This is a genomic window from Streptomyces sp. f51 (assembly GCF_037940415.1).
In the GTDB taxonomy this organism is placed as follows: Bacteria; Actinomycetota; Actinomycetes; order Streptomycetales; family Streptomycetaceae; genus Streptomyces.
The window spans coordinates 4,919,885-4,936,266 of sequence record NZ_CP149798.1 but is presented as its reverse complement, the minus strand read 5'-3'; the positions used below and the strand labels follow the sequence as shown (position 1 = coordinate 4,936,266).

Here is a 16,382-nt window from a genome sequence, read left to right as displayed (position 1 = left end):
TTCTCCGGGCCGGTGAATGCATAATCGCACCGAGCCGGTCAGGACCAGCCCTGAGCAGTCGACGTGCGATGTGGGAGGACAAGACATGGCGTGGCTGCTGGTCGTTGTGGCGGGACTGCTCGAAACCGGCTTCGCCGTCTGTCTGAAGCTCTCGCACGGCTTCACCAGATTCTGGCCCACGGTCGCGTTCTGCGTGTTCGCCCTCGGCAGCTTCGGTCTGCTGACCCTTTCGCTGAAGAAGCTCGACGTCGGTCCCGCCTACGCGGTGTGGACCGGCATCGGCGCGGCGGGCACCGCCATCTACGGCATGATCTTCCTCGACGACCTGGTCTCCGTCCTCAAGATCGTCTCGATCAGCCTGGTCATCCTCGGCGTCATCGGGCTCCAGCTGTCGGGGTCGGCGCACTGAGTCCCCGTACGCGCTGAGTCCCCGTACGCGCCGGGTGCCGGGGAGCCCGGGCCCCGCCGTTCACACCCCGATCCGATGGGACGGTGCCAGCGCGGTCCTGACCAGGTCCGTGACACCGCCCCTGGCGGGCGGCGCGACGACGCACGACAGCGCGATCCTGGCCACCAGTTCACAGATCCGGGTGACCTCGGGGGTGTCCGCCCGGGTCAGGGCCAGCGCCGCGACCGCGCGGTCGCGGACCAGCGCCACGAAGTCGGTGGGCGAGGGCAGCGGTCCGTCGGCCCGCCGCTGCGCGGGCACCGCGGACGAGGAGGGCACGGCGGACAGCGCGGGCGAGGGCAGCCGCTCGCTCCAGCATCCGGTCAGCATCGCCCGCACCAGCGCGTTGCTGCGGGCCGTCGAGGTGGTCCATTCCGCTGTCGCGGCCAGCCGGTCCCGTGCGTCCGTGTGCGCGGCCAGGGCCCGGTCGATCCCGGCGAGATAGGCGTCGGCCTCCCGTCGTACGAGAGCGCGCGCGAGGCCTTCCTTGCTCCCGAACTCGTTGTAGAGCGTCTGGCGTGACACCCCGGCCACCGCGGCCACGTCGACCATCCGCACCGCGGTCCACGGCCGGCGCGCGAGTGCCGTATAAGCGGCGTCCAGGAGCGATTCGCGCGCTGCGGGCATGGGCGCCTCCCTGGGACGAGCGGCTCTGGAGCCAGATTTGACGCGTGCGGGTGCACTGTCAAGGGTTCGCGGCGGCCCCGGGGGGCGCGAACGCGCGACCTGGCGCGCCGGCACCGGCCACGCGCCCGGGGGCGTACGCGCCCGGGGCGCGCCTCGAACCCCCTGGGCCGTGCCCGCACGGACCGGCGTGAGTCCCCGGCCCGTGCGCACCCGGACCGGGCACGATTCCGGGTCCGTCTCCCGGGGGCGTGCCCGGCGCCCGCGGTCCGGCGATCACCCGCGGTCCTGTGTAGCCCCGCCTCGACACGGGCAGATACGGTTCACCCATGCCCGACTACCGCGATGACCTGCGCCTCGCCCATGTCCTGGCGGACGCCGCCGACGCCGCGACGATGGACCGCTTCAAGGCGCTCGACCTGAAGGTCGAGACGAAGCCGGACATGACGCCGGTGAGCGAGGCGGACAAGGCCGCCGAGGAGCTCATCCGCGGCCATCTCCAGCGCGCCAGGCCGCGTGACGCGGTCCTCGGCGAGGAGTACGGCATCGAGGGCACGGGCCCGCGCCGCTGGGTCGTCGACCCGATCGACGGCACCAAGAACTACGTCCGCGGCGTACCGGTGTGGGCCACGCTGATCTCGCTGATGGAGGCGGGCGAGGGCGGCTACCAGCCGGTCGTCGGCGTCGTCTCCGCGCCCGCGCTCGGCCGCCGCTGGTGGGCGGCGAAGGGGCACGGCGCGTTCTCCGGCCGCAGCCTGTCCTCCGCGACCCGGCTGCGGGTGTCCAGCGTCTCCCGGATGGCCGACTCCTCCTTCGCGTACTCCTCGCTGTCCGGCTGGGAGGACCAAGGACGGCTGGACGGTTTCCTCGACCTGACGAAGGCGGTCTGGCGCACCCGTGGGTACGGCGACTTCTGGCCGTACATGATGGTCGCCGAGGGCTCGGTCGACATCTGCGCCGAACCGGAGCTGTCGCTCTGGGACATGGCGGCGAACGCGATCATCGTGACCGAGGCGGGCGGCACGTTCACCGGCCTCGACGGCCGCCCCGGCCCGCACAGCGGCAACGCGGCCGCGTCGAACGGCCTGTTGCACGACGAGATGCTGGGATATCTGAACCAGCGCTACTGACCGGCGCCCGGCGCCCGTGATGTGACAGCGCCTCACATGACCGCCGCCGAGGCGATGCCGCGGACACGCCCGTGCCGCCACCGTGGTGGCGCGGGTGGCACGGGCCGCACAGGTGGCACGGGCGGCGCGGGCCGCGCAGGTTGCGCGGGTGGCATGGGCGGCGCGGGCCGCGCAGGTGCACGGGCGGCGCAGGCGGCGCGGGCGGCGCAGGTGGCACGGCCCGCGCGGTGGCACGGGCGGCGCGTGAACCGGCCGGGCCGGGGGCCGGGGCACGCCGCCGGAGACGTCTCGCGGCGGCGGTGCTCCCGGGACGCCTGAGCGGCCCTGCCGGACGCCGGGACTGCTGAGCAACCCCCGGGCGCCCCCGAACTCACGGCACGCGCCCCCTTGTTGACCCTCTCTTTAACTGCGACCCTGAGAGCTCCCCCACTTGTGAACTTGTGAACCGTTTCTCTTTGGGCTCCTGGAGGAGCCGGGGAGCGGACGGTTCACCGAGGAGGTGGCTCCAGCCCATGCTCGTCCGCGACGCCATGAGCACGGTGGTCCTCACCATCGGCCCGGCACACACCCTCCGCCAGTCCGCCCGCCTGATGTCCGCGCGCCGGGTCGGCGCGGCGGTGGTCCTCGACGAGGACTCCTCCGGCCTCGGCATCCTCACCGAGCGCGACATCCTCAACTCCCTCGCCCACGGCCAGAATCCGGACTCCGAGACAGCAAGCACCCACACCACCACCGACGTCGTCTTCGCGGCGCCCACCTGGACCCTGGAGGAGGCCGCGTCCGCGATGGCGCACGGCGGCTTCCGGCATCTGATCGTGCTCGACGGGAGCGGGCCGGTCGGCATCGTCTCGGTCCGCGACATCATCCGCTGCTGGGCCCCCGCCCGGCAGCAGGTGCCCGCCTGAGCACACGCGGGACCGCCCCGAGCCCACCCCGCGGGGCCGGCCCGGCCGCACGGTCGGGCCGGCCCCGCACCTGATCGGCCCTGCTGGATGATGTCCAAGTAGCGAACAACTCTAAAGTCACACACATTCGGGATCTGGTTCACCTGCTGTTACGCTGACCTGTATGAGTGACCTGTTGGAACGACTGCGCGGACGTGGATGGCGGATGACCGCGCAGCGACGTGTCGTGGCCGAGGTCCTCGACGGCGACCACGTCCATCTGACGGCCGACGAGGTGCACGCCCGCGCCGTGGCCAAGCTGCCCGAGATCTCCCGCGCGACCGTCTACAACACGCTGGGTGAGCTGGTCTCGCTCGGCGAGGTGCTGGAAGTCGCCACGGACAGGCGCGCCAAGCGGTACGACCCGAACGCGCACCGCCCGCACCACCACCTGGTCTGCGCCCGGTGCGGCGCGATCCGCGACGTCCACCCGATCGGCAACCCGCTCGGCGACCTCCCGGACTCGGAGCGCTTCGGCTTCACCGTCTCGGACGTGGCTGTGACCTACCGGGGTGTGTGCCCGGACTGCGCGGCCATGGCGGCGTAGCGACCGGCTCCGCACGGACTCCGTTCACCGTTCGCACCGGCGTTCTCGCATCGGGTCGGCAAACGCACCGAGGGCCGGAACCCTTTCGGATTCCGGCCCTCGGCCTTCAGTAGCGGGGACAGGATTTGAACCTGCGACCTCTGGGTTATGAGCCCAGCGAGCTACCGAGCTGCTCCACCCCGCGTCGATGAACTGAACAGTACGTCAAGAGCGTGGCGGGCGCAAATCCATTGGCGCCCGCCCTCGGAGCAGCCCCGCCGGGACCCGGCTCCCCACGCCCGGCTCGTCACACGGACGGTTCCTCACGCGGACAGTTCCTCACGCAACGCGTCCCGCAGCCGCGCCGCACGCTCGGAGACCTCCGCCGGCCCCAGCGACACCGCACGGTCGGCCCAGCGCTGGCCCTCCGCGAGCTCCCCGCGCCGCGCGTACACGAGCGCCAGCCGCAGCGCCGCCCGCCCGTGGCCGGCGTCGGCCGCGCGGGTCCACCACAGCGCCGCCTCGGGCTCGCTCCCCTCGCGGGCCAGCAGCAGCCCGAGGTTGAAGGCGCCGTTGCGCGACCCGGCCTCGGCGGCCTCGCGGTACCAGCGCGCCGCCTCCACCACGTCACCCCGCGCGGCGGCCAGCATCCCGACCCGCACCTGCGCACGCCGGTGCCCCTGGGACGCGGCCCGCTCGTACCACTCCTCGCACTCGCTCTTCTCCTGCGCGGGCTCCCCGAGTTCATGGGCGGGCGCCGGGGGCCGCCGGGCGTCGAGCACGGCGGCGAGGCGGTAGGCGGCCTCGGCGCTGCCCCCTCCCGCGGCACACCGCAGATGCCGTTCGGCCGCGGGCTCGTCGCCCTCGCGCAGCCGCGCGATGCCCACCTGGAGCGCCGCCTCCGTGTGCCCGGCGGCGGCCGCGCGCTCGTACCACCGCAGCGCCGCGGCCTCGTCGCCCTCGGTGGCGCGTCCGGCGTGCAGGATGCCGAGGTTGAACGCGGCGTCCACGCTCCCGGCCTCCGCGGCCTTGGAGAACCACGGCTCGGCCCCGGCCGCGTCGCCGACCTGGAGCAGCAGGATCGCCAGGGCGTTGGCGGCCTCGCGGTGACCGGCGTACGCGGCCCTGCGGTACCACTGCTCGGCCTGCGCGGTCCGCCCCTGCTCGGCGCAGAGCAGCCCGAGGTTGTACGCGCCGTTCACATCGCCCGCGTCCATCGCGGCCCGGTACCACCGCTCGGCGGTCTGGGGCTCGCCCCGCTCGGCGTGCAGGGCGCCCAGCGCGTTGGCGGCGTTGCCGTCCCCGTCCTGCGCGGCCCGCAGCCACCAGACGGCGGCACTGTCGGGGTCGCCGGCGTCGCGCAGCAGGAAGCCGAGGGCGCACGCGGCACGGGCCTCGCCGTCCTTGGCGGACGTCAGATACCAGCGCCCGGCCTCCTTGAGGTCGCCGCGCTTCTCCAGGATCGCCCCGAGGTGCAGCGCGGCCCGCCGGTGCCCGCGGGCGGCGGCCTGTCGGTACCACTGTTCGGCGGCCTGTCCGGCGGCGCCGATGACACCGTTGTCGCCCACGGCCTCGCCCGAGTCCAGGGCCTTGCGGTCGAGCGTGCGCGCCAGCCGGTACGCGGCCTCGCGGTGACCTCGCTCCGCGGCGGCCCGCATCCACTGCTCGGCACCCACGTCGCTACGATGCTCCAGCAGATCGGCGAGAGCGTAGGCACCCAGGGCGTGACCCTGCTCGGCGGACTGGCGCAGCCAGTACTCGGCGGCGGGCTCGTCACCGCGCTCGCGGTGGTGCCGGCCGAGCGCGTGCGCGGCGGCGGCACTGCCGGCCACGGCGGCGATCCGCCACCATCCGGCGGCTTCGTCGGCGTATCCGCGCTGGTAGAGGAGGACACCCAGATTGTTGGCGGCGGCACGGTCACCGGCGGCGGTCGCGGCGCGCAACTGCGGTTCGGCCGCGTCGAGATCGCCGCGGCGCAGCAGCATGGCCCCGAGGACGCTCATCGCCTCGACGTCGCCGGCCTCCGCGGCCGACCACTGGCGCGCCTCCTCGGCAGCCTCGCCGGTCTCGTCCCGGTCGGAGGACTGTGTGAGATCCGCAGGCTGCTCGAAGTCGGCAGACTGCGCAAACCGCCCTGTATCCAACAGAGTTGCCTTGTCCCCCATAACGTCCATCGTCGCACCACCTGCAACCTGGGTACACCTGGTATACCGCAGCCAGTGAGGTCACTTCAGCGTTTTGTCGACATGCCCACAGAGAGACAAGTCAAACACAGAACGCCCAACTCCCCCCGCATGTCGCGGCACTTCATACGAGTGGCCAGGTCACCGGCGCACCCCGGCGTGGCGTCACACGTCGAAGGCCCGGATCCATGAACTGGATCCGGGCCTTCGACTTCAGTAGCGGGGACAGGATTTGAACCTGCGACCTCTGGGTTATGAGCCCAGCGAGCTACCGAGCTGCTCCACCCCGCGCCGTTGTGTTGCAACCGTACCACGGCGCGGGAGGAGCTCCTGATCAGCCGCTTCCCGAACCCTTCGAGCCACTGGGGCTCGGGCTGGGACTCGCGCTCGACGTGCCGTTCTTGCCGGCGTTCTTGTCGCTCGCCTTGCCCGCCCCGGAACCGCCGGCCGACTTGGCGGCCTTGGCCTGCGCGTCCTCGGCCCGCTTCAGCGCGTCCTGGAGGTTCTTCTGCGCGTCGCCGTACGCCTTCCAGTCACCCTTCTTGAGGGCTTCCTGGCCCTGGTCGAAGGCTTTCTGGGCGTCGTCGAGCGCGGCCTGGACCGTCGGATCGCCGGACGTCGGCGGGTTGGTGGTGCCCTGGTCCGGCGGCTGGGTCGAACTCTCCGCCCCGAAGACCTTGTTGAGCGCCTGGCCCAGGGTGTCCTCGAAGGCGGTGCTGCCTCCGTAGGTCACCAACACCTTGCGCAGCAGCGGGTACTTGAGGTCGCCGCCGCGGACGTAGACCGGTTCCACGTAGAGCAGTCCGCCGTCGAGCGGCACGGTCAGCAGGTTGCCGTACTCGACTTCGGAGTCGCCGCCTCTGAGGAGTCTGATGGACTCGGCGATGGACGGCTCGGAGTTGAACTGGCTCTGCACCCGCTTGGGTCCGTCGACCGTTCTGCCGGTCGGCAGTTTCAGAATGCTGATCTTGCCATAACCGGGCGTCCCCGCCTCGGCGTTGACCGACACGAACGCGCTCAGGTTGTCGCGTCCGTTGGGTGTCATCGTCGTCGTCAGCGAGAACGCCTGCGACGCGTCGCCCGGCAGCTTCATGCTCAGGTAGTACGGCGGGACCGCGCTGCCCGACTTGTTCGTCGGGTCGTCCGGGACCTGCCACACCTCGCTGCCGCTCAGGAACGTCTGGGCGTCCTTCACGTGGTAGCGGGTGAGGAGTTCGCGCTGGACCTTGAACAGGTCCTGCGGGTACCGCAGATGGGCCATCAGCTCGGGCGAGATCGACTTCCGCGGCTGCACGGTGTCGGGGAACGCCTTCATCCAGGTCTTCAGGACCGGGTCCTCGGTGTCCCACTGGTAGAGCTTGACCGCGCCGGTGTACGCGTCGACGGTCGCCTTCACCGAGTTGCGGATGTAGTTGACCTGGTTCTGCTGGGCCACCACCGCGCGCTGGTTGTTGGCCGCCGTCAGCGAGTCCGCCGTGGTGTCGCCGAGCGTGGTGCGCGAGGCGTACGGATAGCCGTTGGTGGTGGTGTACGCGTCGACGATCCACTGGATCTTCCCGTCGACGACCGCGGGGTAGGCGTCGCCGTCGATGGTCAGCCAGGGGGCCACCGCCTCGACCCGCTCCTTGGGCGTGCGGTTGTACAGGATCCGCGAACCCTCGCCGATGGCGCCCGAGTACAGGATCTGCGGCTCGCCGAACGCCACCGCGTACGCGGCCCTGTTGACCGGACCGGCGAGGCTGACCCCGCTCTTGCCCTTGTAGCTGGTGGTCTTCTCACCGCTGTCGTCGGAGTAGTCGATCTCCTTCTGGGGACCGCCGACGATCGAGTACTGGGTGGTCTTCTCGCCGTAGTAGACCTGCTGCTCGTACGAGCCGAGGTCGCCCTTGGACGGCAGGTTGTACTCGGTGAAGACCGGGCGGCCCTCGTTGTCGGCCGTGGTGCCCTTGGCCGCGACGATGCCGTATCCGTGCGTGTACCGGAAGTGGTCGTTGATCCAGTTGTTCTTCGGGATGCCCGCCAGGTTCAGCTCGCGCAGACCGAGGACGGTGTCCTGCTCCTTGCCGTCCTTGCTGTAGCGGTCGACGTCCAGGTTCGACGGGAAGCCGTAGTAGTTCCGCACCTGCTGGAGCTGCTGGAAGGTCGGCGAGACGATGTTCGGGTCCATCAGCCGGATGCTGGCGACGGTGTCGGCGTCGTCACGCAGTTCGGCCTTGTTCTTGGTGTCGCTCGCCCCCGGGTAGTCCTGCACATCGGTGCCGGCGATCCCGTACGCCTCGCGGGTCGCCTTGAGGTTCTTCTCGACGTACGGGGCTTCCTTGGCCTGCTCGTTGGGCTCGACCTGGAACTTCTGGACTATCGCGGGATACAGGCCCCCGATGAGGACCGCCGAGAGCACCATGAGGCCGAAGCCGATGACCGGCAGCTGCCAGGTGCGCCGCCACAGCGTCGCGAAGAAGAGCAGCGCGCAGATGACCGCGATGCAGAACAGGATCGTCTTGGCGGGCAGATACGCGTTCGCGTCGACGTAGCGAAGGCCCGTCCAGTTGCCGGTCGCCTTGAAGTCGCTGGACTTCACCGCGAGTCCGTACCGGTCGAGCCAGTAGGCGACCGCCTTCAGGGCGACGAAGACACCGAGGAGCACCGAGAGGTGTCCGGTGGCCGCGGCCGTGGCGCGCGCTCCGGGGCTGGTGATCCGCAGTCCGCCGTACAGGTAGTGCGTGAGGGCGGCGGCGATCAGCGAGAGCACGGCGGCCGCGAAGCCGAAGCCGAGCAGGAAGCGGTACCAGGGCAGGTCGAAGGCGTAGAACGAGACGTCGAGGTGGAACTGCGGGTCCGTCTGGTGGAACGGGACTCCGTTCACCCACATCAGCCACGTGCGCCACTGGCCCGACGCGGACGCGCCGGCGATGAGACCCACCACGGACGTGATCGCGACCAGCAGCCACCGCTTGTACGGCGCGATGCCCATGCGGTACCGGTCGAGGCTCTGCTGCTCCATCGACATGGCGCTCAGCGGCGGGCGCAGCCGGTGCGCCAGCCAGATGTTGAAGCCGACCGCGGCCGCCATCAGCAGACCGAAGACGAAGAAGAGCCCGATCTTGGTCCACAGCGTGGTGGTGAAGACCGACGAGTAGTGGACGGAGCGGTACCAGAGCCAGTCCGTCCAGAACCCCGCGAACATGACGAACGCCATGGCCAGGACGGCCAGCACGCCCAGTGTCATGAGCAGGGTCCGGACACGCCGGGACGGCCGGCCCACTCTGATCCGTGACCCCGTCGGGCCTCCGCCGCGGTCCGGCATCTGGAAAGCCAAGGTGCGCACCTCGAAGTCGCTGTCGATTCCGTCAGGTCCCCATGTCGGTGGACCGTCAGTAAGGCTCCGTGATCGGGGAGCCTCATCTATGCAACTTACTCACGCTTTACTCGGTTCCCGATTCAGGTCACGAACGAGGCAGGATTGTGACCATGTCCAACACTCCCATGGCAGCGAGCCCCCTGACCCGGGCCGTACTCGAGATCGACGAGTACGCCTCCGGCCTCGGCTGGGACCAGCCCGCCCGCCTCTTCGCCCTCGTAGACACCGCACGGCTGCGTGCGCAGGAACCCGGCCTCGCCGCCCAGCTCGGTCTGGAGAACGAGCAGGAGACCATCGGTCTCACCCCCATCGAGCAGGACGAGATCCCCGCGGGCAAGCCGCTGGACGAGTTCCTCGGCACCATCGCCTGGCCCGACGCCGTGGTCGGCTGCGCGCTCACCGTGGAGCGGCTCATGCTGCCGCCGTCCGCGGAGGCGTCGGTCCCGGAGGGTCTCAGCGGAAAGAAGCTCACGCAGTGGGTCGCCGCGCACCCCGACCGCCAGGAGGTGCGGATGACGGTCGGCGTCCTGCGGGACGGCACCCGCGACTCGGCGGTGCGGCTGCGCGAGAAGGACGCGGCGACCGAGGTGCTGACGGGCGCGGGTCTCGTGCCGGGGCTCGCCGAGGCGCTGTCGGCCACCTTCGCGGACTGATCCGCGTACGGACGTGACCGGGGGCGCTCCGCGATGCGCGGAGCGCCCCCGGTCACGGACGGGCGGTGTCCGTCAGCCCTTGGTGGTGCACTGGGGGAGATCGGAGGTCCGGCCCGCGCTGATGTCCTTGAGGGCCTTCATCGCGTCGTCGATCGTGCCGACCTTGACGAGCCTGAGCCCGTCGGGGGTGTCCTTCGCGGCCTCGGCACAGTTGTCCTTGGGCGTCAGGAAGTACTGGGCGCCCTTGTTGCGCGCGCCGACGGTCTTCATGTCGATGCCGCCGATCGGACCGACCTTGCCGTTGTCGTCGATGGTGCCGGTGCCGGCCACGAACCTGCCTCCGGTGAGGTTGCCCGGAGTGAGCTTGTCCACGATGCCGAGCGAGAACATCAGGCCCGCGCTCGGGCCGCCGACGTCCGCGAGCTTGATGTCGATGGTGAAGGGGAACGTGTGGTCGGTCCCGGCCGAGATCCCGACGATGGCACGGTCGGTGCCGCTGTCGTCGGACTTGGCCGTGGTGATCGTCACCTTCTTGGTCGCGCTCGCCGTCGTGTGCTCCTTCACGGCGGCGGCCTGCTCCTTGGCGGGCACGATCGTGAACACGACCTTCTCGCCGGGCTTGTGCTTGGTGACGAGCTTCGCGACGTCGTCGGGCGCCTTCACGACCGTGCCGTCGACGGCCTTGATGACGTCACCGGCGTGCAGCCGCCCCTCGGAGGGGGAGCCCTTGACGACGGTGGAGACGATCACCCAGGACTTCACGGGGATGCCCAGTTCCTTCAGGGCGGACACCTTGGCGCTCTCCTGGGACTGGCTGAACTCCTCGGCGTTCTCCTGCGTCGACTGCTGCTCGGTCTTGCCGTCCGGATAGAGCGTGTCGTGCGGCACGATCTTGGCGTCGTGCGCCAGCCACCCGTACACGGCCTCGACGAGGTTCATGTTGTAGTCGGCGCTCGTGACCCGGACGGTGGTCATGTTCAGGTGCCCGGTCGTCGGGTACGTCTTGCGGCCCGAGATCTGAAGCACCGGCTCGCCGTCGTGGTCACCCAGTGTGTTCACCGTGGGACCCGGTGACATCTCCGAGTACGGCACTTTGATGAACACTCCCGCGCACAGGAGCGCGATCAGGATCAGAGTGGAGGCGAGCATCGTCGCGGTGCGGCGTGGCATGGAACGACAGTACGGGACAGTGCTGTAAGCGCACCGTCGGGGCCGTCCGTACGTGCGGGGTCCGGAGACCGCCCGAACGGCGCGAATGCCGTGTTCCGGGCGGTGATCCGAAGTGTTCCGCGTACCCCGGGGCATCGGGGGGGCGTACGCGGTCCGTCGAACGCCTGGGCGCATCGCGCCCTCGCGAGGGGACGGACCGGGTGCGTCAGACCGCGTCGGAGTGGGACTTCTCCCGGACGTCGGTCCGTTCCATGGCCTCGCGGAAGCGCGTGTATCCCGCGAGCTCGACACCGTCTCCCGCGGCCTTGCGATTCCGGCCGGCCCAACCGCCCCACAGACTGGCACCGATCGCGGCCATCAGCGGAATCAGCAACCAGGCAAGCGCCGCCATGTCGACCTCCCATCCCCATGAGCGACCGCAACTGACTGATCAGCAGATTTGACATCTGCACTGTTCAGCAGATTAACCATCCGCAGTGTCAACGCTCACGGCAGGGCCCCGGTTACGCAACCGGACAGTGGTGAGAAGTCGGTCAGCCGCCGGTAAGTCCCCGGCGCCCGGCGATCCGGCGGATCTCAGCAGGCGCCGACCCATTCCTGTGTGCCGTCGGAGAACCTCTGGTGCTTCCAGATCGGCACCTCGTGCTTGAGGTCGTCGATGAGCATGCGGCAGGCCTCGAAGGCCTCGCTCCGGTGGGGGCACGACACGGCGACGATCACGGCCAGGTCGCCGACGCGCAGGTCACCGACGCGGTGCACGGCGGCCAGCGCCCGCACCGGATGGGCGGCCGCCACCTTCTCCGCGACCCGGCGCATCTCCGCCTCCGCGGTGGGGTGGGACGAGTACCCGAGCGCGTCGACGTCGGCGCCCCCGTCGTGATTCCGCACGGTCCCCACGAACAGCGCGGTGCCTCCGGCGGCGTCGTCCCCGACCGCCTTGAAGACCTCGTCCAGGGAGAGCGGTTCGTCGCGGATCGCGAGCAGCCGGATCGGATCCTGCGCGGCCCGCTCGCCGGGGTGGTCGTAGGTAGGTGCCATGCCCCCATCGTGCCGCACCCCGCCGAACCCACGGAATACGGCTTTCACCCGGCACGCGCGCGTACCGCTTGGAGCCTCCTCCAGAACCCCCGGGCGTGTCGCCGACCGCAGCCGGACGGGCGCACCTGGTTCCTACGGGCGGCGGCGAGGCCGTCCGCCGGTGTCAGAACCTCCGGCGGGCCTTCCGGGCCCGGCGGACCACCGCCGCCGCGCCGAGCAGGGCCACCGTCGCGCCCGCCGCGCCGGCAGCGGTCGCGTCCTTGCGGCCAAGCCGCCTGCCCGCCACGGTGTGCCGCCCCGCGACCTCCTCCAGCAGCTCCGCCAGGACCTCCTCGTTGGTCCAGCGCGGCCGCCATCCGGCGTCGTGCAGCCGGCTCCCGCTGACCACCCAGGGGTACATCGTGTAGGCGAGGTCCCCCGCGGGCGAGGGAGTGAGGCCGATCCGGTGCAGGCGGGCGGCAGCACCCAGCGCGACCGCGGACGGCAGCTCCATCCGCCGGATCCCGCTCAGCTCCTCCACCTCCTCCTGCTCCAGCCACCCGTCGCAGCCGACGGCCAGCTCGCCCTCGACCTTCTCGACGACCGCGTACTCCAGCGCGGCGCACAGGTCCTCGACGTGACAGAACTGCCACGCGGGCCTCGACCCCGCCACCACGAGCAGCCGAGGGGACTCGAAATACCTGGTCAGCGCGGTGTCCGTACCGCCGCCGACGAGGACCGCGGGCCGGACGACGGTCACGTTCAGACCGGGGTGCGCCCGCGGCGCGCGGCGCGCGAGCCGCTCGATCTCCAGCAGGTCGCCGACGCCCGTCGCCTCGGCCGTGGCCCGCAGCTCCGCGTCCTCGGACAGGGGCAGCTCGTTGTCGGGCAGCGCTCCGTAGACCATCGCCGAGGTGCACAGCACGACCCGGTGGACCCCGGCCGCCGCGGCGGCCGTGAGCACGGTCTGCGTCCCCCGGACGTTGTAGGCGGTCCGGGCCGCCCCGTCCGTCTCCAGGTCCAGGTCGAGCGCCAGATGGACCACGACGTCCGCCCCGCGCAGCTTCTCGGCGATCGCCGGGTCCCGGACGTCGAGGATGTGCCACTGGGCGTCGGCGCACTCCCCGCGCCGCTCGTCGATGGCGACGACCTGCCTGATCTCCTCGCTGGCGGCCAGCCGCTCGGTCAGCAGCGCCCCCACACCGCCCGCGGCGCCGGTGACCGCGACGACGGGGCCGCGCGAGGCTGAGCTGGTTGAGTGGTTTCGCGCTGCGCGAACCTGCGGATCTGGGGAACTCACCGGGCGTCTCCAGCGGTTGTCTTCAGTAACGGGCACGTGTGACGCGCCCCTACCAGGTGGCATCCATCCTGCCGCAGGCGACGAGTCGGCGAAGCACCGAGGCCCGATCGGGTTCAGGTGTCTACGCTGGGTGGTGTTGTGGGCAGCCGCCGTCGGAACGAACCGGCGGCCTTACCAGCCGAGGAATCCCGTGAGTGACACCCCATTCGGATTCGGCCTTCCGCCGGAGGAGCCGGACAACGGCGACGAGGGCAAGAAGAAGGACCAGCAGGGCGGCGGTGGTCAGGGACCGTTCGGTTTCGGGCTGCCCGGAGCCGGTGGCCCCGGCGCCGACAATCCGCTCGCAGCCATGTTCGGTTCGATGAACCCCAACGACCTGGGCGCCGCGTTCCAGCAGCTGGGGCAGATGCTCTCGTACGAGGGCGGACCGGTGAACTGGGACATGGCCAAGCAGATCGCCCGGCAGACGGTCGCCCAGGGCACCTCTGACGGCACCAAGGACGCAAGCGTCGGCCCCGCCGAGAAGCTCGCGGTCGAGGAGGCCGTCCGTCTGGCCGATCTGTGGCTGGACGACGCGACGTCCCTGCCGTCCGGCGCGGCCTCCGCGCTGGCCTGGAGCCGGGCGGAGTGGGTCGAGGCGACCCTTCCCGTGTGGAAGGAGCTCGTCGACCCGGTCGCCGAGCGGGTCGGCGCGGCCATGGGCGATGTGCTGCCCGAGGAGATGCAGGCCATGGCGGGCCCGCTGATCGGCATGATGCGCTCCATGGGCGGCGCCATGTTCGGTACGCAGATCGGCCAGGCCGTCGGCGTGCTCGCCGGCGAGGTCGTCGGCTCGACCGACATCGGTCTGCCGCTCGGCCCGGTCGGCAAGGCCGCGCTGCTGCCGCTGAACATCGAGTCGTTCGGCAAGGACCTGAGCGTCCCCCAGGAGGAGGTGCGGCTCTACCTCGCCCTGCGCGAGGCCGCCCACCAGCGCCTGTTCGCCCACGTGCCGTGGCTGCGCTCGCACCTGTTCGGCGCCGTCGAGGGGTACGCGCGCGGGATCAAGGTCGACACCGCGAAGCTGGAGGACGTGGTCGGCCAGTTCGACCCGCAGAACCCCGAGGAGCTCCAGCAGGCGCTCCAGCAGGGCATGTTCCAGCCGGAGGACACGCCGGAGCAGAAGGCCGCGCTGGCCCGCCTGGAGACAGCGCTCGCGCTCGTCGAGGGCTGGGTGGACGCGGTCGTCCACTCGGCGGCCAAGCCGCGGCTCTCCTCGGCCGACGCGCTGCGCGAGACGCTGCGCCGTCGCCGCGCCACGGGCGGGCCCGCCGAGCAGACGTTCGCCACGCTGATCGGTCTCGAACTGCGCCCCCGCCGGCTGCGCGACGCCTCCCGTCTGTGGGCCTCGCTGACCGACGCGCGCGGTGTGGACGGCCGGGACGGCCTGTGGGCCCACCCGGACATGCTGCCGACGGCGTCCGACCTGGACGACCCGGACGGCTTCGTGCACCGCGAGCACATGGACTTCTCCGAGCTCGACAAGATGCTCGGCGAGGCCGCGAGCGGCACCGCGGAGAAGCCCGACCTGAAGAAGAAGGACGACGGCTCCGGGGACCCGGCCAAGGGCGACGGCACCGAGTGAGCCTGTACGACGACGCGGTCCTCGTGCTGAAGGGGCACGAGGGCCAGGAAGAGCTGCGCCAGGTCTATCTGGACCATCTGTCCGAGCACCCGGACGGGATGTGGAAGGCCTGCCACGCCGGGCATCTCACGGCGAGCGCCCTGGTGGTCGACCCGTCCCGCGGGCGCGTCCTGCTGACGCTGCACCGCAAGCTCCGGATGTGGCTCCAGATGGGCGGGCACTGCGAGCCGGGCGACGCGACCCTGGCCGAGGCCGCGCTGCGCGAGGCGACGGAGGAGTCGGGCGTCGAGGGTCTGACCCTGCTGCCGGGCGGCCCCGTGACCCTGGACCGGCACCCCATCCCGGCGCCCTGCCACTGGCATCTGGACGTCCAGTACGCGGCTCTCGCCCCGGCGGAGGCCGTCGAGGCCATCAGCGACGAGTCCCTCGACCTGCGGTGGTTCGCCTACGACGAGGTCGCCGACGTGGCCGACGCATCGGTCGTACGGCTTCTGGAGGCGACCCGCGCCCGGCTGTGACCGCAGCGAGGCGCACCGACGCGTAAGGGGCGACCGCCATGGGCGGTCGCCCCTTACCTCTGCTCGGCGGACCGACGTACCCCGTACCTCTGCTCACGGGCCCGTCGTACTCCGTACGGCCGAACGGTCAGCTCCAGGCATTGCCCTGGTTCTGCGCGTGCACGCCCTGCTGGCCCATGCCGTACTGGGCGCGCAGTCCCTGGCCGATCACCGCGTTCTGCGGCGGCAGCAGTTCACTGGGCTGCACGAGCACATAGCCGGTGCCCATGAAGCTCAGTTCCCAGCCCTCGCCGGTGTTGCCGCGGCGCCGCCACACTCCCGAGGAGTGGGTCTGGGCCTGCATCTGCACCCGCAGACCGGTGGACCAGGCGACGATCGCGTCGGCGTCGCAGTTGACGTACCGGTCCGGGGTGACCTGCATCATCAGCGGCGACCCGGAGGTCACCAGCGCGACCTTGCCGCGCCCGGTGATGTTGAGCTGGTACTTGCCGGAGCCGGAGATGCCGTACTGGCTGTCCACGGCGATGACCTCGTGGTGCAGCCCGGAGTCCATCGCCAGCACATAGGCGCTGTCGACGGTGAGGCCGTCCTGGTCGACGTCGAGGACGTGCACGTGCTGGCCGAGGTTGGCCAGATAGACCGTGCCCTGCCCGTGGCAGCGCATCAGGTCGAGTCCCTCACCGGTGTACGCGCGCGCCCGGTGCTGGCTGCTGTTCTGGTACTCGGCGTCGAACTCGACGAGGCCCTGGTACGCGACCATGGTGCCCTTGCGGGCCAGGATGTCGTCGTGGCCCTCCAGGACGACACGCAGCATCTGCGCGTTCTGGAGGCTGTAGCGGTCCTGGGTCTGCTGTTCGTTGTAGCCGAAAAGCGGGCTCTGCATGATG

15 protein-coding genes and 2 tRNA genes are annotated in these 16,382 nt (G+C 71.0%); 7 read left to right on the top strand and 10 right to left on the bottom strand.

The genetic code is table 11. The features are described from left to right. Positions 1-85 precede the first annotated feature (85 nt). Positions 86-409 (top strand): multidrug efflux SMR transporter, encoded by a 324-nt coding sequence (locus WJM95_RS21625; RefSeq protein WP_339131364.1) that lies wholly within the window; start codon positions 86-88, stop codon positions 407-409. 60 nt (positions 410-469) lie between these two features. On the opposite strand, the gene WJM95_RS21620 is transcribed toward WJM95_RS21625, so the two are convergent. Then, positions 470-1,075 (bottom strand): TetR/AcrR family transcriptional regulator, encoded by a 606-nt coding sequence (locus WJM95_RS21620; protein ID WP_339131363.1) that lies wholly within the window; start codon positions 1,073-1,075, stop codon positions 470-472. Positions 1,076-1,401: 326 nt separating this feature from the next. On the opposite strand from WJM95_RS21620, the gene hisN reads away from it, so the two are divergent. The 3 genes from hisN (at position 1,402) to WJM95_RS21605 (ending at position 3,693) form a co-directional block, all read left to right on the top strand. Continuing rightward, the gene (gene hisN / locus WJM95_RS21615) at positions 1,402-2,202 is read left to right on the top strand and encodes a histidinol-phosphatase (protein ID WP_339131362.1); all 801 of its coding nucleotides are present in this window, start codon (positions 1,402-1,404) and stop codon (positions 2,200-2,202) included. A gap of 512 nt (positions 2,203-2,714) precedes the next feature. Next, the gene (locus tag WJM95_RS21610) at positions 2,715-3,107 is read left to right on the top strand and encodes a CBS domain-containing protein (RefSeq protein ID WP_339131361.1); all 393 of its coding nucleotides are present in this window, start codon (positions 2,715-2,717) and stop codon (positions 3,105-3,107) included. A 163-nt stretch (positions 3,108-3,270) separates the two neighbouring features. Continuing rightward, on the top strand, positions 3,271-3,693 hold the full coding sequence (locus tag WJM95_RS21605; RefSeq protein WP_339131360.1) for a Fur family transcriptional regulator: 423 nt from the start codon (positions 3,271-3,273) through the stop codon (positions 3,691-3,693). 110 nt (positions 3,694-3,803) lie between these two features. On the opposite strand, the gene WJM95_RS21600 is transcribed toward WJM95_RS21605, so the two are convergent. From WJM95_RS21600 to WJM95_RS21585, 4 genes are all read right to left on the bottom strand, one after another. Further along, positions 3,804-3,877, bottom strand: a tRNA-Met gene (locus tag WJM95_RS21600). A 118-nt stretch (positions 3,878-3,995) separates the two neighbouring features. After that, a complete protein-coding gene (locus WJM95_RS21595) occupies positions 3,996-5,846 on the bottom strand; it encodes a tetratricopeptide repeat protein (RefSeq protein ID WP_339131359.1) in 1,851 nt (616 codons plus the stop codon). A 226-nt stretch (positions 5,847-6,072) separates the two neighbouring features. Then, positions 6,073-6,146 (bottom strand) — tRNA-Met (locus WJM95_RS21590). Positions 6,147-6,189: 43 nt separating this feature from the next. Beyond that, positions 6,190-9,159 carry a UPF0182 family protein gene (locus WJM95_RS21585; protein ID WP_339135748.1) on the bottom strand — a complete coding sequence of 990 codons (2,970 nt, stop codon included), beginning with the start codon at positions 9,157-9,159 and terminating at the stop codon, positions 6,190-6,192. A gap of 164 nt (positions 9,160-9,323) precedes the next feature. Between WJM95_RS21585 and WJM95_RS21580 the strand changes: the two genes are divergently transcribed. Next, the gene (locus tag WJM95_RS21580; protein WP_339131358.1) at positions 9,324-9,866 is read left to right on the top strand and encodes a PPA1309 family protein; all 543 of its coding nucleotides are present in this window, start codon (positions 9,324-9,326) and stop codon (positions 9,864-9,866) included. Positions 9,867-9,938: 72 nt separating this feature from the next. Here the strand turns inward: WJM95_RS21580 and WJM95_RS21575 are convergent, their stop codons facing one another. From WJM95_RS21575 to WJM95_RS21560, 4 genes are all read right to left on the bottom strand, one after another. Further along, on the bottom strand, positions 9,939-11,036 hold the full coding sequence (locus tag WJM95_RS21575) for a PDZ domain-containing protein (protein ID WP_339131357.1): 1,098 nt from the start codon (positions 11,034-11,036) through the stop codon (positions 9,939-9,941). A 205-nt stretch (positions 11,037-11,241) separates the two neighbouring features. Next, a complete protein-coding gene (locus WJM95_RS21570) occupies positions 11,242-11,427 on the bottom strand; it encodes a hypothetical protein (protein ID WP_339131356.1) in 186 nt (61 codons plus the stop codon). Positions 11,428-11,612: 185 nt separating this feature from the next. After that, complete coding sequence (locus tag WJM95_RS21565; protein ID WP_339131354.1) at positions 11,613-12,074, bottom strand: molybdenum cofactor biosynthesis protein MoaE; 462 nt, start codon at positions 12,072-12,074, stop codon at positions 11,613-11,615. A gap of 163 nt (positions 12,075-12,237) precedes the next feature. Beyond that, on the bottom strand, positions 12,238-13,353 hold the full coding sequence (locus WJM95_RS21560; protein ID WP_339131353.1) for an SDR family oxidoreductase: 1,116 nt from the start codon (positions 13,351-13,353) through the stop codon (positions 12,238-12,240). Positions 13,354-13,543: 190 nt separating this feature from the next. Between WJM95_RS21560 and WJM95_RS21555 the strand changes: the two genes are divergently transcribed. Then, on the top strand, positions 13,544-14,977 hold the full coding sequence (locus tag WJM95_RS21555) for a zinc-dependent metalloprotease (protein ID WP_339131352.1): 1,434 nt from the start codon (positions 13,544-13,546) through the stop codon (positions 14,975-14,977). Continuing rightward, the gene (locus tag WJM95_RS21550) at positions 14,974-15,495 is read left to right on the top strand and encodes an NUDIX hydrolase (RefSeq protein ID WP_339131351.1); all 522 of its coding nucleotides are present in this window, start codon (positions 14,974-14,976) and stop codon (positions 15,493-15,495) included. The genes WJM95_RS21555 and WJM95_RS21550 overlap by 4 nt, the downstream gene beginning before the upstream one ends. Before the next feature lie 127 nt (positions 15,496-15,622). Here WJM95_RS21550 and WJM95_RS21545 read toward each other — a convergent pair whose 3' ends face one another. Then, positions 15,623-16,378, bottom strand: a complete 756-nt coding sequence (locus tag WJM95_RS21545; protein ID WP_339131350.1) for an AIM24 family protein — start codon at positions 16,376-16,378, stop codon at positions 15,623-15,625. Between the last annotated feature and the right edge of the window lie 4 nt (positions 16,379-16,382).